This window comes from Ruania rhizosphaerae (genome assembly GCF_009805705.1).
In the GTDB taxonomy this organism is placed as follows: Bacteria; Actinomycetota; Actinomycetes; order Actinomycetales; family Beutenbergiaceae; genus Ruania; species Ruania rhizosphaerae.
On the sequence record NZ_VSMB01000001.1, the window covers coordinates 273,447 to 295,633 of the forward strand.

At 68.4% G+C, this 22,187-nt stretch carries 15 protein-coding genes; 10 read left to right on the forward strand and 5 right to left on the reverse strand.

The window, feature by feature from the left end; all coding sequences use genetic code 11:
• Positions 1–35 precede the first annotated feature (35 nt).
• A complete protein-coding gene (gene purB / locus FV560_RS01140) occupies positions 36–1,463 on the forward strand; it encodes an adenylosuccinate lyase (RefSeq protein ID WP_159618447.1) in 1,428 nt (475 codons plus the stop codon).
• A 251-nt stretch (positions 1,464–1,714) separates the two neighbouring features.
• Here purB and FV560_RS01145 read toward each other — a convergent pair whose 3' ends face one another.
• The 3 genes from FV560_RS01145 to FV560_RS01155 all read right to left on the reverse strand — a co-directional run bounded on the left by FV560_RS01145 (position 1,715) and on the right by FV560_RS01155 (position 5,370).
• Positions 1,715–3,370 carry a type 2 periplasmic-binding domain-containing protein gene (locus tag FV560_RS01145; protein ID WP_159618449.1) on the reverse strand — a complete coding sequence of 552 codons (1,656 nt, stop codon included), beginning with the start codon at positions 3,368–3,370 and terminating at the stop codon, positions 1,715–1,717.
• A 69-nt stretch (positions 3,371–3,439) separates the two neighbouring features.
• The gene (locus FV560_RS01150) at positions 3,440–4,366 is read right to left on the reverse strand and encodes a carbohydrate ABC transporter permease (RefSeq protein WP_159618451.1); all 927 of its coding nucleotides are present in this window, start codon (positions 4,364–4,366) and stop codon (positions 3,440–3,442) included.
• A complete protein-coding gene (locus FV560_RS01155; RefSeq protein WP_235019847.1) occupies positions 4,363–5,370 on the reverse strand; it encodes an ABC transporter permease in 1,008 nt (335 codons plus the stop codon). The genes FV560_RS01150 and FV560_RS01155 overlap by 4 nt, the downstream gene beginning before the upstream one ends.
• A 246-nt stretch (positions 5,371–5,616) precedes the next feature.
• Here FV560_RS01155 and FV560_RS01160 point away from each other — a divergent pair, with 246 nt between their 5' ends.
• From FV560_RS01160 to FV560_RS01185, 6 genes are read left to right on the forward strand one after another with little or no spacing between them, the layout of a single operon-like run.
• The gene (locus tag FV560_RS01160; protein WP_200837471.1) at positions 5,617–5,904 is read left to right on the forward strand and encodes a glycoside hydrolase N-terminal domain-containing protein; all 288 of its coding nucleotides are present in this window, start codon (positions 5,617–5,619) and stop codon (positions 5,902–5,904) included.
• On the forward strand, positions 5,901–7,106 hold the full coding sequence (locus FV560_RS01165) for a CaiB/BaiF CoA transferase family protein (RefSeq protein WP_159618457.1): 1,206 nt from the start codon (positions 5,901–5,903) through the stop codon (positions 7,104–7,106). The genes FV560_RS01160 and FV560_RS01165 overlap by 4 nt, the downstream gene beginning before the upstream one ends.
• Positions 7,103–8,236 (forward strand): extracellular solute-binding protein, encoded by a 1,134-nt coding sequence (locus tag FV560_RS01170; protein ID WP_159618459.1) that lies wholly within the window; start codon positions 7,103–7,105, stop codon positions 8,234–8,236. Before FV560_RS01165 ends, FV560_RS01170 begins: the two co-directional genes overlap by 4 nt.
• Positions 8,227–8,685, forward strand: a complete 459-nt coding sequence (locus FV560_RS01175) for a MaoC family dehydratase (protein ID WP_159618462.1) — start codon at positions 8,227–8,229, stop codon at positions 8,683–8,685. The genes FV560_RS01170 and FV560_RS01175 overlap by 10 nt, the downstream gene beginning before the upstream one ends.
• Positions 8,682–9,509 (forward strand): amidohydrolase family protein, encoded by an 828-nt coding sequence (locus FV560_RS01180; RefSeq protein ID WP_159618464.1) that lies wholly within the window; start codon positions 8,682–8,684, stop codon positions 9,507–9,509. The genes FV560_RS01175 and FV560_RS01180 overlap by 4 nt, the downstream gene beginning before the upstream one ends.
• Positions 9,506–10,636 (forward strand): Gfo/Idh/MocA family protein, encoded by a 1,131-nt coding sequence (locus FV560_RS01185; protein WP_200837472.1) that lies wholly within the window; start codon positions 9,506–9,508, stop codon positions 10,634–10,636. The genes FV560_RS01180 and FV560_RS01185 overlap by 4 nt, the downstream gene beginning before the upstream one ends.
• A gap of 119 nt (positions 10,637–10,755) precedes the next feature.
• Here the strand turns inward: FV560_RS01185 and FV560_RS01190 are convergent, their stop codons facing one another.
• Entirely contained in the window at positions 10,756–11,784 is a 1,029-nt protein-coding gene (locus tag FV560_RS01190; protein WP_159618466.1) for a LacI family DNA-binding transcriptional regulator, read from the reverse strand.
• 127 nt (positions 11,785–11,911) lie between these two features.
• On the opposite strand from FV560_RS01190, the gene FV560_RS01195 reads away from it, so the two are divergent.
• Positions 11,912–14,026, forward strand: coding sequence for an ABC transporter ATP-binding protein (locus tag FV560_RS01195; RefSeq protein WP_235019848.1), 2,115 nt, complete (start codon positions 11,912–11,914; stop codon positions 14,024–14,026).
• A complete protein-coding gene (locus FV560_RS01200) occupies positions 14,019–15,965 on the forward strand; it encodes an ABC transporter ATP-binding protein (RefSeq protein WP_159618468.1) in 1,947 nt (648 codons plus the stop codon). Before FV560_RS01195 ends, FV560_RS01200 begins: the two co-directional genes overlap by 8 nt.
• A 194-nt stretch (positions 15,966–16,159) precedes the next feature.
• Here the strand turns inward: FV560_RS01200 and FV560_RS01205 are convergent, their stop codons facing one another.
• Positions 16,160–16,549 carry a hypothetical protein gene (locus tag FV560_RS01205; protein ID WP_159618470.1) on the reverse strand — a complete coding sequence of 130 codons (390 nt, stop codon included), beginning with the start codon at positions 16,547–16,549 and terminating at the stop codon, positions 16,160–16,162.
• 451 nt (positions 16,550–17,000) lie between these two features.
• On the opposite strand from FV560_RS01205, the gene FV560_RS01210 reads away from it, so the two are divergent.
• Entirely contained in the window at positions 17,001–22,187 is a 5,187-nt protein-coding gene (locus FV560_RS01210) for an Ig-like domain-containing protein (protein WP_159618472.1), read from the forward strand.

Here is a 22,187-nt window from a genome sequence, read left to right on the forward strand (position 1 = left end):
TTCGCCGGCCGGAGGAGTTCTGGGATGATGGCGGCATGGAGCGCGTTCTGTTCGCCGAGCTGCCCGATATCGCCCTCGGCCCGTTGGACGGCCGCTACCGACGGGTGGTGGCACCGCTGGCGGACCACCTCTCGGAGGCGGCGCTCAACCGGGCCCGGCTGCAGGTGGAGGTGGAGTGGCTCATCCACCTGACCACCCACCACATCCTCCCCGGCGCACCGGACCTGAGCGAGGCCGAGATCGCCTACCTGCGTGACGTCGTCGCCACCTTCGGCGCCGAAGAGATCGCCGAGCTGGCTGAGATCGAGGCCGAGACCCTGCACGATGTGAAGGCGATCGAATACTTCCTCAAGCGGCGGCTCGCCTCGGCGCCGCAGTCGCTCGGCGAGGACACAGTGCTGCCTCGCGTCAGCGAGATCGTGCACATCTTCTGCACCAGCGAGGACATCAACAACCTGTCCTACGCACTCACGGTGCGCGACGCCGTCCAGCAGGTGTGGCTACCTGCCGCCCGCACGGTGGCCGACGCCGTGGCGGATCTGGCGCGTGAACACGCCGGGGTCCCGATGCTGGCCCGCACCCACGGCCAGTCCGCCACCCCCGTGACCCTGGGCAAAGAGCTCGCCGTGCTCGCGCACCGACTGCGTCGGCAGATCCGGCGGATCGAGGCGGGCGAGTACCTCGGCAAGATCAACGGCGCCACCGGTACCTACGGCGCACACTCGGTCTCGGTCCCGGGCGCGGACTGGCAGGAGGTCTCCCGCACGTTTGTCGAAGGCCTGCGGCTCAGTTGGAATCCGCTCACCACCCAGATCGAGAGCCACGACTGGCAGGCGGAGATCTACGCCGACATCGCCCGCTTCAACCGTATCCTGCACAACCTCGCCACCGATGTGTGGACCTACATCTCCCTGGGCTACTTCCGCCAGCGGCTCTCGGCGCAGGGATCCACGGGCTCCTCGACCATGCCGCACAAGGTGAACCCGATCCGGTTCGAGAATGCTGAGGCGAACCTGGAGATCTCCTGCTCGCTGCTGGATACGCTCTCGGCCACGCTGGTCACCTCCCGGTTGCAGCGCGACCTCACCGACTCCACCACGCAGCGCAACATCGGGGTCGCGTTCGGGCACTCGCTGCTCGCCCTCGACAACGTGCGCCGCGGCCTGGCCGGCCTGGACGTGGACGCCGCCACGATGGCCGCGGACCTGGACGCCAACTGGGAGGTGCTCGGGGAGGCCGTGCAGTCGGCGATGCGTGCGGCGGGGATCGCCGGTGCCGAAGGGATGGCCGACCCCTACGAGCGGCTCAAGGAACTCACGCGTGGTCGCCGCGTGGACGGACCCGCCATGCGGGAGTTCATCTCCGGCCTGGGCCTGCCGGCCGAGGTCGAAGATCGGCTGCTGGAACTGGGCCCCGCCGACTACGTCGGCCTGGCACCCCAACTGGTCGCGCACCTGGACTGACGGGGCGCCCACCCACCCGGAAGTCGCTCGTCGATCTGGCTACCGCCGGGCGGTCGGAGACCGCCAGATCGACGAGCGATTTCCGTGAGCGGAAGCCATATCGACGTCGGATTCCTGGGTGGGAGCCAGATCGACGAGCGACTTCGGAGTCCGTCAGGCGCGCGTCGCCGCCTCCGCTGACACCAGCGGGCGGGTGCACCGGAAGGAGGAACCGGTGCACCCGCCCGCTGCGGATCGAGATCAGCGACAGGTCACTGCGTCGCGTCCCAGGCTTCCTGGTAGATCTCGACGTAGCGATCGCTCCCGTTGGCGACGAGGGCGTCCTGGAACGCCTGCCAGTCGTCGTCGGAGTCGATGTCACGCACCCCGGTGACGAACTCGGCACTCGCCTGCAGCACCAGGGACTCCACATTGGTCTGCACGGTGGAGAGCTCGCTCGCCTCCTCCTCGGGGATCCACAGGTTCCAGTACGGGAAGGCCTCCGCTGGGCTGTTCTCCGCGTAGGGCTGCGTGGCCTCGAACAGACGTCGCTCATAGCCGGAGAGGTCGTAGACGTCCTCGGGGACGACCTGCGACTGACGGAACTCCTGGCTGCCGTAGTACTGCGCCAGCGGGCCCCAGGCGGCATTGGTGTTCTCACTGGCCTCCGCGCCACTGAGGCGGTGACGCACATACAGCGGCTCGAGCTCCTCGTTCAGGGCCACGTCACCGTCCTGGGCGTAGTCCCAGGCGACACCCTCCTCACCCCACTCGGCGCGCAGGTGGTTGTCGTAGTCAATCATCCAGTCGACGATCTGGACGAGCGTGGCCGCTTCCTCGTCGGTGGCGTTGTTCGTGACGACGAAGGTCGCACCCGCCGGGGAGGAACTGATCTGCGACGCGGGTGAGCCGTTCGGCCCGGTCAGCGGGGGCAGGGCGTCATAGTTGGCGTCACGGCCGTCCTCCTGACCGATGGTGACGAAGACGCCCGGGTGACCGACCGTCGCAGCACCGAGGATCGGATCACCAGCGACGTCACCGAGGGCAAGCAGCGCATCCTGGTTCTGCGTGAAGGCGGCCTCATCGATCAGACCCTCCTCGAACAGAGAGTTCACGTAGGTCAGGCCCTCGCGCCAGCCGTCCAGAGTCGGCTGCAGCGTCACCTCCTCGCCCTGGAGCGCCAATGAGCCCGGGGCGGATCCGCTCGTACTGGAGGCCGCCATGTACACGAATGGGTTCATCAGGAACGGCAGCACCGAGTTCGCGCCCGGTGAACCGGACAGAGGAACCTCGTCGGCCTCACCGTTGCCGTTCGGGTCCTGCTCCTTGAACGCGGCCAACACCTCCCGCAGCTCCTCGGGCGTGGTCGGCTGCTCCATGCCGACGCTCTCCAGCCAGGCACTGTTCAGCCAGAGCTTGGAGGGATAGGTGCAGTGGAAGCAGTCGTTCCACTGGGGAAGCCCCCAGACGTTACCGTCGGGTGCGGTGGACAGAGCCTCCCACTCGGGGGTGTCGGCCCAGGCGGCTTGCAGGTTCGGCGCGTTCTCGTCGAGCAGATCGTTCAGCGGCCGGATCAGGCCCTGATCACCGAACTTGACGAGCTCGGCCTGGGTGAACTGATCCACCCACGGAATCAGCAGGAAGGCATCCGGGTAGTCACCGCTGGCCAGTGTGATCTGCCGGGACTCCGAGGCCGCAGCCGCGTCCCAGGTGGTGGTCTCGAACTGCAGGTCGACGCCGAACTCTTCCTCGATCAGCAACGTGAACGAGCTCGTGTTGAGGTCGCGATCGGGGCCCTGCTGGCTGTAGATGGTGATGACGCCGTCATCGGTGGGCTCCTCCTCGCCGCCCGGGGCGCAGGCGCTGATACCCAGCGCCAGGCCACCGGCGGCGAGAACGGCCGCGGCTCTGCGATACGTGCGTGTCATGTGGTGCCTCTCTTCGTCGTGAGGGAGTGCCACCGTCAGCGGTGGCCTGAGGGGTAGGGCGAGGTCGGGTCAGCCCTTGACGGCACCCAGGAGCAGGCCCCGGGTGAAATAGCGGGCGACGAACGGATAGATGAGCATCATCGGGACGGTGGAGACCACGATGAGCGAGTACTTCAGCAGGCTTGCGAGTTGTTGTCGCTCGATCGCTGCGGTGACGTCCGCACCCGCGTCGGTGTTGAGGATGAGGATGTTGCGCAGCACCAGCTGGAGTGGGTAAAGACTGTCGTCGCGCAGGTAGATGAGAGCGTCGAAGTAGGAGTTCCACTGCACGATCGCGTACATCAGGGCGATCACGGCGAGCATCGGCGCCGAGAGCGGAAGTACCACCCTCCACAGGATGCGCAGGTCACTGGCGCCGTCGATCTCACCTGCCTCACGCAACTCGTCCGGGATCGCGGTGCGGAAATAGGTGATGGCCAGGATCGCCGGCCACACCGCCACCGCCTTCGGAATGAGCAGGGCCCAGCGGGTGTCCAGCATGCCCATGCTCTGCACCACCAGATAGGTAGGGATCAGCCCGCCCGCGAACAGCATGGTGAACACGACCGCGCCGGTGAGGATTTTGCGCCCCACGAAGTCGGCCCGGGAGAGGGGGTAGGCGAGCATGACTGTCAATGTCACGCTGATCGCTGTACCGGCGACCGTATAGAACGCCGAGTTCGCGAAGCCGGTCAGGATCGTCGAGTTGGTGAAGACCACCTCGTACCCGCGCAACGTGAAGTCGACCGGCCACAAGAACACCTCACCAGCCGAGACTGCCGCCGGGCTGGAGAAGGAACTGACCAGGATGTACCACAACGGCAGCAGCACCACGATCAGGAACGTCGTCAGCAGGATGTAGACACCGACGAGGAAGACGCGGTCGACCGGCGACTCCCGTACCCGCCGAGAGCGTCTGAAAGCTGTGCGGTTCGGCTTGGTCAGGACGGCGCTCACCACAGCCCCTTTCCTGTCACGCGCTTGGCGACGATGTTGACTGCGACCAGCAGGACGAGGTTGATGACGGAGTTGAACAACCCGATCGCGGTGGCCAGGCTGAAATCGGCGTTCTGGATGCCGATCTTGTAGGTGTAGGTGGCGATGATCTCCGACTGCGAGAGGTTCAGCGGGTTCTGCAGCAGGAACGCCTTCTCGAAGCCGACCGCCATGATGGAGCCGACCGAGAGGATCAGCACGACCACGATGGTCGGAGTGATGCTCGGCAGGTCGACGTGCCAGATCTTCTGTAGCCGGTTCGCTCCGTCGACTTTCGCGGCCTCGTAGAGTCCCGGATCGACCCCGGCGAGGGCGGCGAGATAGATGACGGCGGAGTACCCGGCCGTCTGCCACACCTCGGACCAGACGTAGACATGCCGGAAGAAGTCCGGCTGGGCCAGGTAGTCGGTGGCCGGCAGACCGAAGAATCCGGTCAGGTCGCTTGCCAGGCCGATCCGCGGCGAGAGGATCAGGATCGCCATCGAGACCACGACCACCGTGGAGATGAAGTACGGCGCGTAGGTGACCATCTGCACGGTGCGCTTGAAGAACCTCGCCCGGATCTCGTTCAGCGCGAGTGCCAAGATGATCGGGATCGGGAAGCTGGCGATCAGCGCGTACAGGCTCAACAGGAAGGTGTTGCTCACCACGGTGGTGAACATCGGGTTGGAGAAGAACCGCTCGAAGTACTCCAGTCCCGCCCAGGGCGATCCCCAGATACCTTCGACGACGTTGAAGTCCTTGAACGCGATGATCGCGTTCGCCATCGGCACGTACTGGAAGACCAGGAAGTACAGCAGCGGTGGGATGACGAGGAGATAGAGCTGCCAGTGCCGCCGGACGGACCTGCGCAGCCGCCCGCGGCGCTCACCAGAGCGACGGCGCGGTGAGGGCGGTGTGCCCAGGCCCCGCGTCGCGACCGGCGGCGGCGCCGTGCTGGCCGTGCCCAGACCGGTGTGCACCACTGGGTGGCTCCTCTCGCTGTGAATCGAGGGCGTGGGCGCCTGCCGCTCATGGGGGCGGAGTCTGCGAACCATGACCTCGTCGTCCGGTGAATCGTTTCTCTGATGCTAGCCACCGTTCTCGCACAAGCGCAACCCGCAGTCGACAACCGCCCACCCTGGCCCGAATATTCAGTCATTGCAGCGCTTGCCACCTCCCCACCTGAACCGGCTATGGTGGCTCCACACGCATTAAATCGATTCTCTGAGGTGACAGTGTCGTCCAGGTTCACGTTCGCGCAGCCGGCCGCTGAGACGGCAACGGATCCCCGCGTTCACGAGCTCTCATTCGCCAGCGCCGCGGCCGAGTGGGTGGAAGCGCTACCCATCGGCAACGGCAGGCTCGGGGCGACGGTGTTCGGCGGCGCAGCCCAGGAGCTTCGTTCCCACCATCACACCGCGCAGACGGTGACCGTGCGATACCGGTCGATCTCCCAGGAGATCGAGCTGCACCCGGGCCAGACGGTGCACCCGACCGCCGAGGAGACCCGCTCATGACCGCCGCATCCACCTCCATCGACCCGCTCGAGGGTTTCCTCGTGCTGGACTTCAGCCAGTTCCTGGCCGGGCCGGTGGCCGCGCTACGGCTCGCCGACCTCGGCGCGCGGGTGATCAAAGTTGAGCGCCCCGGCATCGGGGACATCGGCCGCGGCCTCGCCTTCGCGGGAGCCCGCGCCGGAAACGACACGGTTTCCTTCCACGCGATGAACCGCGGCAAGGAGAGCCTGTCGGCGGACCTGAAGAACCCCGAGGACCTCGCGGTCGTCCGCCGACTCGTGGAGCGGGCCGACGTCGTCGTGGAGAACTTCCGCCCAGGAGTGATGGAACGGCTGGGCCTGGACTACGAGAGCGTCCGGGCCACCAACCCGGGCGTCGTCTACGGCTCGATCACCGGCTACGGGGAGGAGGGCCCCTGGCGGGACCGTCCCGGTCAGGACCTGCTCGCGCAGTCGATCGCCGGCCTGCCCTGGCTGCAGGCCGATCCCGAGCCGAGCCCCATGGGGATCGCGATCGCCGACCACCTCGCCTCCTGCCACCTGGCGCACGGGATCACGGCGCTGCTGCTACGGCGCGCGCGCACCGGCGTCGGGGGTCACGTGCGCACCTCGTTGCTGGAGGCGATGGTCGATCTGCAGTTCGAGATGCTCTCGGTGCGCCTGACCGAACCGGGTGCCCTCACGCAGCCCGTCCGCGGCCCCCACAGCGCCCACAGTTACCTGCCCGCCCCCTACGGGGTCTACCCGACGGCGGACGGTTACCTCTCCATCGCGATGAACCCGGTGCCTCGCATCGGCGAGCTGCTCCAGCTCCCGGAGCTGGTGGAGATGACCGACCCGCAGACCTGGTGGGAGCAGCGCTCCCACATCGAGATTCTCATCGCGGACCGGCTGCGCACCGGCACCACCGAGACGTGGCTGGCGATCCTGGATGAGGCCGACGTCTGGTGCGCTCCGCTGCACACTGTGGACGAGCTGGTCGAGCACGAGGGCTTCCGACAGATCGACATGGTCCAGACCCTCGACCGTGCCGAGCCGGACGGCTCGCGTACCGAGGTGACGACCACCCGGATGCCGCTGCGGATCGACGGCGTGCGCCCCCGCTCGGCGTCCGCCGCACCCTCTCTCGGGGCCGACAGCGAGCGTCTGCGGGACGAGGTCGCCCCCTGTGTCACCGAGCGGATCGCGGAGCAGGCGTCATGACGCTCACGCTGCGCGGGATGACCTGGGACCACGAGCGCGGGTTCGACAGCATCGCCACCGCTTCGTCGGCGTACCGTTCCCGGGCTTACGCCGAGACCGGGACCGAGGTGGAGATCGTCTGGGAGCGCCGCTCGCTGCAGGCGTTCGCCGACCAAGGCCTGGAGTCCATGGCGGCAGAGTTCGACCTGCTCGTCATCGACCACCCGCATATCCCGCACGCTGCCCATGCCGGGCTGCTCGCACCGCTTCCCGACGGCGAGGGGCCGGCCGCCTTCGTCGGCCGCAGTTTCCAGACCTACCGGTGGCAGGGCACTCAGTACGGCGTGGCCATCGACGCTGCAGCCCAGGTGGCGGCCTACCGGCCGGACCTGTTTCCTGAGCCACCACGCACCTGGCCGGACGTGCTGGAACTGGCGAGGGACGCCGTCGTGCTCTGGCCGTGCAAACCCATCGATGCGTTCGCCTCGACCTTCACCCTCACCTCAGCCCTACAGGGAGAGGACGCCGGACGGCGCGGCCGCTTCGGTGCCCCGGATGCCTTCGCCGAGGCGTGGGAGACGGTGGGGCGGCTGCGCGACCTCGTCCCCGAGGAGTGTCTGACCGAGAACCCGATCGAGGTCTCCGAGCGGCTCGCCGGCAGCGACCGGTGGTGCTACGCCCCGCTGCTGTACGGCTACAGCAACTACGCCCGGCCGGGCTTCCGCGACCACCGGCTGGCCTGGACCGACATTCCGCAGACCGGTGGCGAGCCGCGCGGTTCGATGCTCGGTGGTGCCGGGTTGTCGGTCTCGGCGCACAGCGACCATCGGGCCGAGGCGGTGGCCTTCGCCACCTGGGCCGGCACCGGAGACGTGCAGCGCGGGGTCTACGCCCTCGCCGGCGGTCAACCCGGGCACGTGGCCGCCTGGGAGGACCGGCAGCTGGACGAACTCACTGCCGGATTCTTCGCCGGTACCCGCCGCACGCTGGAGCTGGCGAGCCTGCGCCCCCAGCACCCCCGGTACATGGACGTGCAGAACGCAGCATGCGCGCGGGTGCACCGGGCGCTGGTGCAGCGGGAGGGGGCCACCGGCCTGCTGGCGGATCTGGACCAGATGTTCGCAACGTTGGGGAGACCAGCATGCAGGTGATTGACAGGTACTTCGAGGACTTCGCCGTCGGTGAAGTGCGCCGCACGCTCGGACGCACGGTCACCGAGGCGGACGTGGTCCTACACGCCGGCCAGTCCGGCGACTTCTTCCCGCACCACATGGACGAACGCTGGTGCGTGGAGGAGGCGGGCCTGGGCGGGCGTATCGCGCACGGCACGCTGATCATCACGATCGCCGTCGGGATGACCGCCGGGGACGTGAACCCGCAGGCGATGAGCTACGGCTACGACCGGATCCGGTTCATCACGCCGGTGCTGATCGGCGACACGATCACCGTCACCGCGGAGATCACTGAGGTCACCGATCATCCGCGCCGCCCGGAGCTGGGCCGGGTGGATGAACTGGTCACGGTGACCAACCAGCGGGGCGATACGGTGCTGTCGTTGGTGCACCTGTACGTCGTGACGAAGCGAGGCTCTGAGCAGTGATCGACGCTCATCTGCATGTGTGGGACCACGCCCGGTCCGGCTACGGCTGGCTGAACCACGCGCCGGAGCTGCTGCGGCGCGACCACCTTCCGTCCGAGGCACTGGACATGCTGGCCGAGCACGGGTTCACACGTGCGGTGCTCGTCCAGGCGGACGAGACCCTGACCGAGACGGAGTACCTGCTCGAACTGGTGGCCACGGAGCCGAGGATCGCCGGGGCGGTGGTCTACCTGCCGCTGGAGAACCCGGACACGGTGGCCGAGCACCTGGAGAACCGGCCGGCGGGAATGGTCGGGGCGCGCAACCTCACCCACGATCGCACCGATCCGGACTGGATCCTGGGGGCAGAGCAGCGCCGCAGTATCGAGCTGATCGGTGCCGCTGGGTTGCCGTTGGATGTGGTGGCGACGCTCCCGCGCCACCGGGAGAATCTCCTCACCCTTGCGCGACAGCACCCCGGCCAGACGTTCGTGCTGGATCACCTGGGCACCCCGGCGCTGGACGGGGGCGATGCTGCCGCCCTGTGGCGAGAGCAGCTGGGCGAGATCGCGAGCTGCCCGAACACGGTGGCGAAGGTGTCGGGCATCTACGCCTCAGGTGGTCCGGTGAGCGCGGACCAGATGCGCGCGGTGCTCGGCACCGCCCTGGAGCTGTTCGGGCCGGACCGGCTGATGGTGGGCACCGACTGGCCGGTGTGCACGGCCTTCGGCGGCGCCGGGGCGACGATGGGTGTGCTGCTGGGCGCAGTCGGCGAGTTGGAGCCCGCCCAGCAGGCGGCCGTGCGCACTGGCACGGCGGCTCGCGTCTACGGGTTGGCGATGTGAGTACTGCCTTCGACGGAGCCGGGCTCGAACGCCTCCGCGAACGCCACCCGGATCCGGCATATCTGGCTGCTGCGCCGGAGCGTCCACTGCCGATCGTGCTCGTCGGCGCGGGTGGGATCGCCCGGGACGCCCACCTACCCGCCTACCGCAAGGCACAGATGCCGGTGGCCGCCGTCGTGGATCTTGATCGTGAACGTGCCCGGGCGCTGGCGACCGACTTCGATATCCCCGCCACCTACGAGCGCCTGGAGGACGCCGTCGCCGCGCACGGCCGCGACGTCGTCTACGACGTGGCCGTGATGCCGAACGCATTCGGGGACATCCTCGATTCGCTGCCCGACGGCGCAGCGGTGCAACTGCAGAAACCGCTCGGCTACACCTACGCCGAGGCGAAGGCGCTGGTCGATCTCTGCGAGCGCAAGCGGCTGCGCGCCGCCGTCAACACCCAGCTGCGGTTCGCTCCGCACGTGACCGTGGCCCGCCGGTTGATCGCCGACGGTGCGATCGGTGAGCTGATCGATCTCGAGGTGCTCGTGCGGGTGGAGACGCCGTGGGAGTTGTTCCCCAGCGTCTTCGGGCTTGAGCGCATGGAGATGCCGATGCACTCGGTGCACTACGTGGACCTGGTGCGCTCGTTCGTCGGCGACCCCAGCGGGGTGAGCGCGCTGACCGTGGCGCACCCGCACAAGGAGCTGGCCAGCACCCGCACGAGCTATCTACTGCACTACGCCGACCGGCCGCTGCGCGTGACCATCAGCACCAACCACGACCATGCCTTCGGTCCCGCGCATCAGGAGGCGGCGGTGCTGTGGCACGGCACCGAGGGCGCGATCCGCACCGAGCTCGGGCTGCTGCTGGACTACCCGCGCGGTGGGCCCGACCTGCTGGAGATCACCGACGGCGAGGGCTGGCGGGAGATCGAGGTGGAGGGGTCGTGGTTCCCGGATGCCTTCATCGGCTCGATGGGGGCGCTGCAGCGCTACGTGACCGGTGAATCGGGCACGCTACCGACGTCGGCGAGCGACGTGCTGCGCACGATGGCCGTGCTCGAGGCCGCGCACGAAGCGAACCGGGCCGGTGGGCACCCGCTGCCCGGCCCGCCGCTCGGCCCTCCAAGGGCCGAATAGTTGACCCCTACTCGGGCTCGACCCTGAGTTTCAGACCCCTGGACCGGTGTTCGGGCGAGTCGCTGCATGGGCGCGCGGTGGGAGTCACCGCACCGGTTCTTCGGGTCGGTCGCCGGCCCTCACCCGCGGGGCGCCGCGGCCGTGGACGCCCGCCGCACCAGCTCGGGCGCCGGGTCGTCCACCACGCGACTGACCTGCCCGCCATCGCCACTGCCATCGCCGTCGCCATTGAGCAGCAGATCCACGGCCGTGGCGCCCAGCGCCGCCATCGGCAGCCGCACCGTCGTCAGCGCCGGGGAGCAGGTGATGGCCGGCCAGATGTCGTGAATCGCCACCACCGAGAGTTCCTCGGGCACGCTGATACCCATCTGCGCCGCCTCAGTGAGCGCACCGATCCCGGCGTTGACGTTCCCGACCACCAAAGCCGTCGGCCGGGGCTCACGCCCGAGCAGCAGCCGGACGGCGTCCAGCGCCGAGCGGTAGGTGTAGCCCAAGGTGGTCAGGTGTTCCCGGGGCAGGGTGAGCCCCGCCTCGCCGAGTTCGCGCTCCACGCCCTGTTGACGGCGGCTGCTGGTGTCGGAGGCCGGGACGCCGCCGACGTACCCGATGCTCCGGTGCCCCAGTTCGAGCAGGTGGCGGGTCGCGAGCGCCCCGGCGGCGACGTCGTCGAGGCCGATGGTGCGCACCCCATCGACCGGACCGGAGTTGATCATCACGGTGTGCTCGGGGTGGGTCAACGCCCGGGCGACCAGATCGGTGGGGGCGCTGTCGTCCTTCTGCAGCAGGACGCCGTCGACGAGCCGTTCGTTGAGTAGCCGGTTGAACCCCTCGCTCCCTGGCTGCATCCGCGGACTCGAGGCGAGGAGCACCGAGTAGGAGTGGTCCAGGGCCCGGGCCTCGACCCCGTTGACCAGGTCGGTGAAGGTGGCGTTGGTGACGTCGGGGACGACCAGGGCGAGCAGGTGCGAACGGGCTCGGCGCAGCGACCGGCCGGCCGAGTTCGGGGCGTAGCGCAACAGCCTCGCCGACTCCACAACCCGCTCACGCGTCTCGGGGCGGATGCGGATGGTGGGGTCGGAGTTGAGCACACGCGAGACCACCGAGACCGACACCCCGGCGTGGGCGGCCACATCGCGCAACGTCACCATCCTCCGATGGTAATGGCGGCCGGGAGCAGCTCGCACAAACGATTCACCATCCCAACCAGGGCCGATCCGCTCGCCACGAGGAAAATGACTGCGCCGCTGTCGGTGGCGCCGCCTAGGCTCACTGCTTGTGCACGACTTCCCTCCGGAGGTACCTGAGTACCCCACCCGCCAGGCCGGCGCCACCACCACCGGACAGCTCGGGGTCGCCTCGGACCGGGTGACCCGGGAGCTCCCCGACACCAGGAGCCCGTCCCGGTTCCTGATCTGGCTGCTGCGCCGACAGGCCTATGCGATGGTCGGGATGTTCCTCACCGGAATCCTCGTGTACCTACCCGGTGCTGCGGGTCCGTACTTCGTGGGGCGCGCCGTCGATGAGGGCATCGTCGCCGGCTCCTGGGACGCTCTCCTCACCTGGGCGCTGATCTTGCTCGGCGTGATCGCCCTGGCCGCCTCGGTGGGAGTGCTCATGCACACCTACGCCGTGCACGGTTGGGTGAACGCGCTCTACCGGACCACCAAACTGGTCACCCGCAAGACCACGCAGATGGGCCACGTGCTGCCGCAGCGGATCCCCACCGGGGAGATCTTGTCCGTGTCCTCCTCGGACTCGGACAAGTACGGTGCGCTGAGCGAAGTGATGGGCCGTGCGATGGCTGCACTGTTCGCCTACCTGGTGGTAGTGGGCCTGGTGCTGAGCACATCGGTGCCACTCGGTCTGATCACGTTGGTGGCGGCACCGGTGCTGGTGTTCGTTGCCGCACCTCTGCTGCGACCGTTGCACCGGCGCCAGGCCGTCGAACGCAGCCGTGCCGCCGAGCTCACCTCCCTGGCCACCGATATCGTGGCGGGCCTGCGGATTCTCCGCGGCATCGGCGGGGAGCGGACGTTCGGTGCGAACTACGCCACGCAGTCCCAGCTCGTTCGCCACGCCGGGGTCTCGGCCGGGATCTGGCAGGCGGCCGTCGAGGCCGTGGGCACGCTGTTCTCCGGCCTGTTCCTGGTCACGCTGACGTGGTTCGGGACCCGCCTGGTGGCGCAGGATGAACTGACTGTGGGCCAGTTGATCAGCTTCTTCGGCTACGCGGTGTTCATGGTGGTGCCGATCTACACGTTCTTCGAGCTCGTGCAGAAGTGGGTGCAGTCGCTCGTGTCCGCCCGCAAGACCATCACCCTGCTGGAACAGGAACCGCCGTGGGAGGAGCCCGTCGCCCCAGCCCCATTGCCTTCCGATGCTCCGATTCATGACGAGGCCACGGGTTTCACCGCCCGCCCGGGTGTGCTGACTGTGGTGGTTTCCGCCGTCCCGGACGACACTGCCGCCCTCGCCGACCGGCTCGGTCGCTACCTTGTCTCGGCGGCGGAACCGGTGAGCACCGAACTGGAGGAAGGGGTGAAGGGCAAGCGCGCCCGGCAGACTCGAGCTGAGCGCGAAGCCGCACGCCGTACCCAGGCCGAGAAGGATCGGGAGAACGCCCGACGGCGGTGGGGCGTCACGGTCGGTGGGGTGGACCTCTCCCAGGCGAGCCTGGCCGAGGTCCGCGAGCGCATCCTGGTGTCCGACACGGCCAGCATGGTCTTCGGCGGCACCCTCCAGCAGGCGCTCGACCCGCACGGCCGGCTGACCCGCGCCCAGGCAGAGCAGGCGATGTACGTGGCCTCAGCTGATGACGTCTTCGAGGCGCTCCCGAACGGGTGGCAGGGTCACCTGGACGAACGCGGGCGGGGCCTGTCCGGTGGCCAGCGGCAACGGCTGGTCTTGGCTCGCGCGGTGGCGGCCGATCCGGACATCGCCGTGCTCGTGGAACCGACCTCCGCGGTGGACGCACACACTGAGGCACGCATCGCCGAGCGGCTCAGCGCGCACCGGCGCGGCCGCACCACCGTGATCGCCTCGGTCTCCCCCTTGCTGCTGCACCACGCCGACCAGGTGGCGTTCCTCAGCGATGGCCGGCTGGCCGCAGAAGGGACGCATGAGGAGTTGCTGGCGGCGAGCGCCGAGTACCGGCGGGTGGTGGTACGCAGCATGGAGGAGAATCCACTCGACGACGATCCACCCCCACTGCCGCCCCCGAGCTTGGACGGACCCGACGCCCCCGAAGGAACAACCGCGTCAGCCGGGTCGGATGCCCCGGGCGAGCGGCACGACGATCCGGCCGAACCGGCCGGCACCCCGGCCAGTGTGCCCACACACTCACACCCCGGCGCCCTCGGCCCGCACACCGAGGAGGCCCGCCATGACTGAGTCCGAATCGGCCCCGCGCGGCGCGGAATACCTTCCCGGCTCCGCCGACACGTGGATGCCGCCCGGTGACGAGCCGGCGATCCCCGCAGAGCTGCGCCCACCCCACACCGGCACGATCCGGCAGCGGGCAGCAGCCTGGCGGCGACGGCACTTGCTGCGCGAGCAGCGCGCCCAGGACACCTACACCCGGTCCCGCAATCCTGAGCGGGGCCTCCCGGTCGCCTCCAGCTCCGCCGTCTGGGCCTTCCTGAAGACACTCCTCGGCAACCGCAAGCCGATCTTGGTCGGCCTGCTGGTGCTGCACTCGCTCGCCGCTGTTGCCGGCCTGCTGGTGCCCCGGATTCTCCGTGAGCTGGTGGATACGGCCGCTGCTGGAAACACCGTGCTCTCGACGTTGAACGCCCTCGCACTCGCCGTGGCCGGTGTGGTGGTGGTGCAGGCGCTGCTGACGTTCGCCGCCCGGTGGATCTCGGCCGTGTTCGGTCAGGACCTGCTGGCCGCGGCCCGCGAGTACGTGGTGCATACGGTGCTGCGGCTGCCGCTGGGGTCGGTGGAGGGCGCCAGTACCGGCGATCTGGTCACCCGCGTGACCAGGGACGTCGGCACGATGAGTGAGAGCGTGCGCTGGGGGCTGCCGCAGGCGGTGGTAGCGCTGGTCACGGTGGTGCTCACCCTCGGCGCAATGGCGCTGAACTCACCGCTGCTCTCCCTGCCGCTGCTGTTGTCCATCCCGGCGCTGGCGATCGCGGTGACGCGCTACCTCAAGCGCGCCCCCGCTGGCTACATCACCGAGGGAAGCACGTACTCCGACATCAACTCCACCCTCACTGAGACGGTGGAGGGCGCCCGAACGGTGGAGGCCTTCGGGCTGGGCGGACGCCGTCGGGAGCTCGGCGATGCCGACATCGACGTGTCCGCGCAAGCCGAGCGGTACACGATGAGCCTGCGCAACCTGCTGTTCAGTGTGATCGACTTCGCCTACAGTTCCCCACTGGTGTGGACCCTGCTGCTCGGCGGCGTGGGGTACGCGAACGGGTGGGTGAGCCTCGGGCAGATCACGGCCGCGATCCTGTACATCCAGGCCATCGTCACCCCGCTGGACCAGCTGGTCGCGAACGTGGACCGCCTGCAGGTCGGGGTGGCCTCCACCACGCGTCTGCTGGGCATCGCGGAGGTGCCGCAGGACCGTGAGCCGGGGGAAGAGACGCCCGACGGCGTGAAGCTCACTGCTGAGGACCTGCGCTTCGCCTACCGCGAGGGTCATGACGTGCTGCACGGGGTGGATGTGGACCTCGTACCGGGTGAACGGCTGGCGATCGTGGGTCCGTCCGGGTCGGGGAAGTCGACCCTGGGCCGGCTGCTCGCGGGGATCAACCGTCCGCGAACCGGCTCGGTGATGGTCGGTGGGGTCGAGCTCATCGACCTCGAACTGGACGTGCTGCGTACCGAAGTGGCCCTCGTGACGCAGGAGCACCACGTGTTCGTGGGCACCATCCGGGACAACATCGTGCTGGCCCGGGAAGACTCCCCGGACGCCGCGGTGATCAAGGCCCTGCAGGCCGTGGACGCGTGGGACTGGGTGAAGCGGCTTCCGGAGGGGTTGGGCACCGTGGTCGGTTCCGGAAAGGTGAAACTCACCCCTGCCCAGGCGCAGCAGATCGCGCTCGCCCGCCTGGTGGTGGCCGATCCACACACGCTCGTGTTGGACGAGGCGACAAGTCTGATCGACCCACGCACCGCCCGGCACCTGGAGGGGTCGATGTCAGTGCTGCTTGAAGGACGGGCGGTGGTGGCGATCGCGCACCGGTTGCATACCGCGCACGACGCGGACCGGATCGCCGTGGTGATCGACGGCCGGATCGCCGAACTCGGCAGCCACGACGAACTCGTGGACGCCGGCGGTGCCTATGCCGACCTTTGGCGCGCCTGGACCAGCTGAAGAGTCCTCACGGTCACAGACGCGCTTGTGGGAGATCTCTTAGCTGGTCTCAACGACGACGTAGCGTCGCAGTCAACTCTCTCCCCATGCCGCCGTCCGCCGGTCTCTCCTGACTGCCCCTGCGGGGAGACCCGCGAATCCTCGCCTGGCTCGACCATCATTCCGCCCAGTTCGCCGTGGTGCGCGCTCCTTGCTCAGCCGTCCACGCTGGCGGTACAGGTCACTGCCTCACCCGGGGCAGCCGACTCCTGCTCCTCAAGCACTGTGGATCCGTCCTGCACGACGGCGCAGCGCAGGACGGCATCGGCAACACCACCGACGGAGATGGACACCTCGTCATCCGCCAGTGCCAGGGTCTCGAAGGTCGCAGGGGTTGCCTCGCTGGCAGAGACGGTGGCGCCGGTGGTCTGCTGCGCACTCAGGCCCGTCTGCCGCGTGATGTACTCAACGCGCAGCACGGCGTCGTCGCCTCCTCCGGACACCACTTCGGCCTCATAGGTCAGCGCCAACGAGCTCTCCGCACCACACCCGCCCAGACCGACCGCGACGGCCAGTCCGGCCGCGGCTACCAGTCCGTGCGTCACGAACCTCTCCGGTGCCCTCGAAGAGTTCCTCTTGGTGCCGTTGAAACTGTGCATCATTCCCCCACTCGTGTTCGCCATCGTCTGCCGGGACCACGCCGCCGGAGAGTGCGTGGCGGTGCGTGGTAGCCAGCGTGCACGAATCATGCTGCCCCGCACGCACGCCGTTGGCGTCACCCCGGCGTAGGACAAGGCCATCAGCCGGTGGGTGGAGCTCACCTGTCGTGATGAGCCACCTTGCGGATCACCACCATTGCCGAGTGTGCGAGAACCCACGCATGACTCCCGCACAACACACGATCATCCGCCGACGCCTGAGAACCCGAGTTGGCCTCCAACCGGCCCGCATCACCCTCTGATGATCGATTCCTGATCGATTCGTCGCCTTTGCTTGTTCTGATCGATTTGTCGTGATTCCATTCACGTCGTAGTCACGGCACAGCAAAGGAGCACCATGCCCTCGACGTCGAGCGCGTCCCCCCTCAGCCCAGGCACCCCGACCGGGCCAGCCTCCCGCCCCGGATCGCCATCATTGCGGTACGCCGCCATAGCAACGGTCCTGGCCGGTGCCTTAGCCGGCACCTCAGCAGTGACGGCAGCACCCGCCGCTGCGGCACTCCCGGAAACGGTCCCCGCGGCCGCGTACCTGGGCGCCGACAACGCGGCTGAGACCTCGCTACCCGCGACCATCTCGGACGGCACCACCGACCACGACGTCACCTGGGACATCGGCGCGGACACCTTCGCGCTGCCCTACAGCACCGTCGAGGTGAGCGGGACCGCCGACGGTGAGGCCGTGACCGCCGTCGTGGAGGTCATCCCCCCAGTTGAGCACCCGCTGACCTACTTCGTCGACGCCGGCCACGGAGGCGACGCGCAGAGCCAGTGGTGGTCCGCCGACAGCGTCGACTCCCCCGCCTACACCGCCGTCGAGACCCTGAGCACGCTGCGCAACGAGGTCCCGGACCAGCGCTTCGCCGATGACGCGACCTGGGGCTACACCTACGACGAGCCCACCGACTACAAGCTCACCATCCCCGGCGGCGACCCCGCCTCGGGCACCGACCTGTCGACCTTCACCAAGTTCGAGATCGGCGCCCGGACCAACAGCGACCATGTTGCCTACCGACTCGACCTGGAACCGGGCACCTACACCCTCACCAGCGGGTTCTACGAGTTCTACGCCGCCGGCCAGGACAGGTACCGCCAGATCGACCCGACCCTGAGCTACCAGCTCGACGGTGCCGAGGAGTCGCAGACCCTCGACCAGGTGGGCATGAGCACCGCCGCCAACACCCCCGAGCCGATTCAGGACACCAGTGCGTTCACGATCCCCGAGGGCGCGACCGAGATCTCGCTGACCTACCTGCAGAGCGGTGGTGAGGCCCCGGTGCTGAGCTGGTTCGCGATCGCCGAGGGCGATGCCGAGGAGATCATCGAAGGCGCCATCGACGCGGTCCCCGAGTACGTCGACGTCGCGATCGACGCCGCCGATATCGCCTCCGACAACGTCAACGGCCTCACCTTCAAGGGCTTCGGCACGCTGACCGCCAACAGCACCAGCGCCGTGCTGCTGGACTACAAGTCCGAGCACCCCGAGGCCTACGCCGAGATGATCCGGATCCTGTTCGGCGGCGAGCACCCGATCATGAACCACGTCAAGATCGAGATGGGCAACGACCGGAACAACTCCACCGGCTCCGACGTGGCCACCATGCGCACCGAGGACGAGCCGGCGAACGTCACGCGGCACCCGGGGTTCCAGCTCGCCGCCGACGCGCTCGCGGTCAACCCGGACCTGCAGGTCTCGATCCTGCGCTGGAACGCCCCCGCCTGGGTGGACGGCAACGAGGACATCTACACCTGGTACAAGAACACGATCCTGGCCGCCTACCGTGAGTACGGCTACATGGTCGACTACGTCAACCCCGGCGTGAACGAGCACAGCGCGGACCTGACCTGGACCGAGGAGTTCGCTGATCGGGTGAGCACCGACAGCACCGGCTACATCAGCGACGACCCGGCCCTAGCGGGGTTCCGTGACGGTGAGGCCGAGTTGTTCGGTCAGATCCAGACCGTGATCTCCGACGAGGTCGGCGTGGGCACCTTCGGCGACGAGATCATGGCCGACGCCGACCTGCGCGAGGCCGTGGACGTTGCGGCCTACCACTACAACCCGAACGACGACGGCAACGGCAACTTCACCCGGCTCGCGGACGAGTTCGACATGCAGGTGTGGAACAGCGAGGCGCAGGCCACCTTCTCCAACACCGCGTTCCGCCCGAACAACAACACTGCCGACCCGACCGTGGCCGGCACCGGGATCGGCGGGCACATCAGCTCCCTGGAGATGGCGAACACCATCGTCAAGGGCTTCGTGAACTCCCGCCGGACCCACTTCATTTACCAGCCAGCCATTGGCTCCTTCTACGAAGGTGGCCAGTACTCCTTCAAGGAGCTCGTCAGCGCCCGCGACCCGTGGTCCGGGTGGATGCACTACGACGGCGGCCTGGCGGTGCTGCAGCACTTCTCCAACTTCGCCGTGACCGGCTGGGAGAACGCCGACAACACCGCCGGGATCTGGCGCGCGGTGCCCGAGGCGAGCAGCTCCGGAGCCAGCGGCACCAACCCGGTGGTCGGGCGCAACGGCGAGCCGAACTACCTCACTCTGGCCGCCCCGGACGGCTCGGACTTCTCCACCGTGATCGTCAACGACTCCGAGGAGACGCTCACCTACCGGCTCTCCCCCGAAGGCTTCGGACTGGACGGCGCCCCGCTGGCCGTATGGGAGACCCGCGCGGCCGAGGACGGCGAGGCGTTCAACGCCAACTACAAGCAGCGTCGTGCGGACGCCACGTCCGACGGCGGAGCGTACGTCGTCGAGGTGGCCCCGTTCTCCATGACCACCGTGACGTCCCTCGACGTGACCGATGACGAGGGCTGGACCGACCCGCTGCCCGTGGAGGGTGAGCGCACGGTTTTGGACTCCGGCGACGGCGTGCTGTGGGCCGACGACTTCGACTACACCGACCGCACTGTCCCGCAGCTGACCGCCGACGGTCAGGTCAGTACCGAGACCGACCCGTTCGTCGAGGCCCGCGGTGGCGAGACGGGGCTCATCCCGCTGTTCACGTGGGACCGCAACGGCGCCTTCGAGGCCTACCTCGACGGTGACGAATGGGTGCTGCGCCAGCAGCTCGACACCGAGGAGACCGGTGTGGGCGGCGCCTGGAACGGCGGCGATCCGATCACCGCGATCGGTGACCGCCGGTGGACGAACTACCGCGCCACGGTGGATGTGCGCTTCGAGCGGGAGACGACCGACGGCAACTACGCCGCCATCGGTGCGCGCTCCAGCGGTGGCGACAACTCCCAGAGCCTGAACACCACCCCATACGTGCTGCGGCTCGACCGCGACGGCGACTGGCAGCTGGTGCGGATGGGCTCGGTGACCGCCTCCGGTTCGATCGGCGACATCGGGGATGAGTGGCACGAACTCTCCCTGCAAGTGGCCGGCGACCAGGTCACCGGCTGGATCGACGGCGAGCAGGTGGTCGACTGGACCGACCCCGACCCGATCGGCTCCGGCTGGGTCGATCTGGCCAGCGGCTTCCACCACACCCAGTTCGACAACCTGTCGATCGAGCAGGTCGAGTCCTACCTGCCCTACTACGGGGAGTACCTCGACAACCTCGAGATGACCGATCTGAGCGACCCGCCGGCCACCCAACTGGCCTACTCCGGCAACTGGAACCACGCCGTCAGCGGCAGCATGTACGAGTACCAGCGCTCCACCTCCCGCACGTCTGAGGCAGGCGCGAGCGTGGCGTACACCTTCACGGGGTCCGGAGTGGACGTGCTCGGGTCGAACGACGGCTCCGCCCGCCTGGAGGTGCGCGTGGACGGTGAGCTCGTCGAGCCAGCTGCCCGCACGCAGGCCAGTGGTCAGTTCGAGCAGTCGTACGTGCTGCGCGGGCTCGCCCACGGCGAGCACACCGTGAGCCTGGAGGTCCTCTCCGGTTCTCTCACCGTGGATGCCGTAGCAGTTCACGACGGCGTCCCTTCAGTCCCCGCGGAGGTCACCGAACTGGCCGAGGTACTGGAGACCGCCGAGCAGATCGAGCGGACGGACGACTTCACCGACACCGGCTGGGAGGCACTACAGAACGCCATCACCTCCGCCCAGCAGGCGGTCACTGATCCGGCCGGGTACGGTCTGGACGCCGAGGGCGCCGCTCAACTGGCGGACCGGCTGCGTGCCGGATCGGCCCCGCTGTGGGACCAGATCGTCTCCGTGGAGGACGTCCGGGTGGCCACTCTGGTGGGCATCCAGCCCGAGTTGCCGGAGACGGTGACGGTCACGCTCACCGATGACAGCACGCGGGAGATCGCGGTCGAGTGGCCCGCCGACGCCGATGTCAGTGAGGCGTGGGCGAACGTCACGGTGGCCGGCCAGTACGGGGGTGCAACCATCCCCGCATTCGTGGAGGTGATCCCCTCCGGTGTGGTGGCGTTCGCCGACATCAACGGCACCGAGGGCGGGTCGCTCGGCTACACCTCGCCGTCATACGAGGTCATCTCGGACTCGGCCACCCTGGTCAACGACTCCCCGGACCAGCCGTTCGACGGCACCTGGGGCCACGCCGGGCAGAACGCCGGCGGCGCCTCGGAGGTGAACTTCAAGGGCATCGTCCCGGGCGAGTACAGCAAGCTGACCACCACCGGGATGTACACCTCAAACGCACAGGGCTCGCAACTGTCGTACACGTTCACCCTGCCTGCCGGTGACTACGAGCTGGCGGCTGGCAGCCACTCGTGGTGGCCGGATTGGGCCCGGACCTCCGATGTGGTGCTCAGCTACGACGGCGAGGACCACGTGGTCGACTCGGTGACTCTGGACCAGGGGTCGCCCAGTGCCCTGCTGGCCTACGCCGTCGAGCTCGAGGCTGACGGCCCGGTGACGCTGACACTGGTGAACACCAGCAGCCAGTCCCCGATGCTGAGTTGGGTGGGTGTGGCTCGGGCCGAGCCGGCTCTGACGGGAATCGAGGTCACCAGCCTTCCCGACCGGGTGGAGTACACCCAGGGCGAGGAACTGGATCTGACCGGGCTGGAGGTGACCGCCACCTACTCCGACGGTGTGGAGTCGGTCCTGGACAACGACGCGCTGGCCGTGACCGGGTACAACCCGGACACTCTCGGCGTGCAGACCCTCGGTGTGCTCTACACCGAGACTGCGCCGCCGCTGCACACGCGGGCGGTCGGGGACGTTGCGTCGACGTCGTTCGAGGTGACGGTGATCGAGGCCTCTGATGGGTCGGATGGTTCTGATGGCGGGTCGGACGGAGGTGCTGACGGATCCGACGGCGGTGCTGATGGCGGTGCGGACGGCGGAACTGATAGTTCCGACGCCGGCGCCGACGGTTCAGATGGCTCCGACGGTTCGGATGCCGGAACCGATGGCTCCGGCGCTTCGGACGGGTCCGACGCTGCCTCCGGCGGCGACCAGGCCAGCGATCCGTCCGATGAGGACCAGCTGCCCAGCACCGGTGCGACCGTAGGCGCGATCGCCGCCCTGGCTCTCGCCCTGCTGGTAGCGGGCGCGCTGTTGTTCGTGCGGCGCCACCGCAGCATCAGCTGA

Excerpts from the sequence above, each read along its gene's own strand:
- FV560_RS01190 (WP_159618466.1), bottom strand. The coding sequence starts at position 11,784 with ATGGTGACGTTGCGCGATGTGGCCGCCCACGCCGGGGTGTCGGTCTCG.
- FV560_RS01170 (WP_159618459.1), top strand. The coding sequence starts at position 7,103 with ATGACGCTCACGCTGCGCGGGATGACCTGGGACCACGAGCGCGGGTTC.
- FV560_RS01175 (WP_159618462.1), top strand. The coding sequence starts at position 8,227 with ATGCAGGTGATTGACAGGTACTTCGAGGACTTCGCCGTCGGTGAAGTG.
- FV560_RS01145 (WP_159618449.1), bottom strand. The coding sequence starts at position 3,370 with ATGACACGCACGTATCGCAGAGCCGCGGCCGTTCTCGCCGCCGGTGGC.
- FV560_RS01210 (WP_159618472.1), top strand. The coding sequence starts at position 17,001 with ATGCCCTCGACGTCGAGCGCGTCCCCCCTCAGCCCAGGCACCCCGACC.
- purB (WP_159618447.1), top strand. The coding sequence starts at position 36 with ATGGAGCGCGTTCTGTTCGCCGAGCTGCCCGATATCGCCCTCGGCCCG.
- FV560_RS01200 (WP_159618468.1), top strand. The coding sequence starts at position 14,019 with ATGACTGAGTCCGAATCGGCCCCGCGCGGCGCGGAATACCTTCCCGGC.
- FV560_RS01165 (WP_159618457.1), top strand. The coding sequence starts at position 5,901 with ATGACCGCCGCATCCACCTCCATCGACCCGCTCGAGGGTTTCCTCGTG.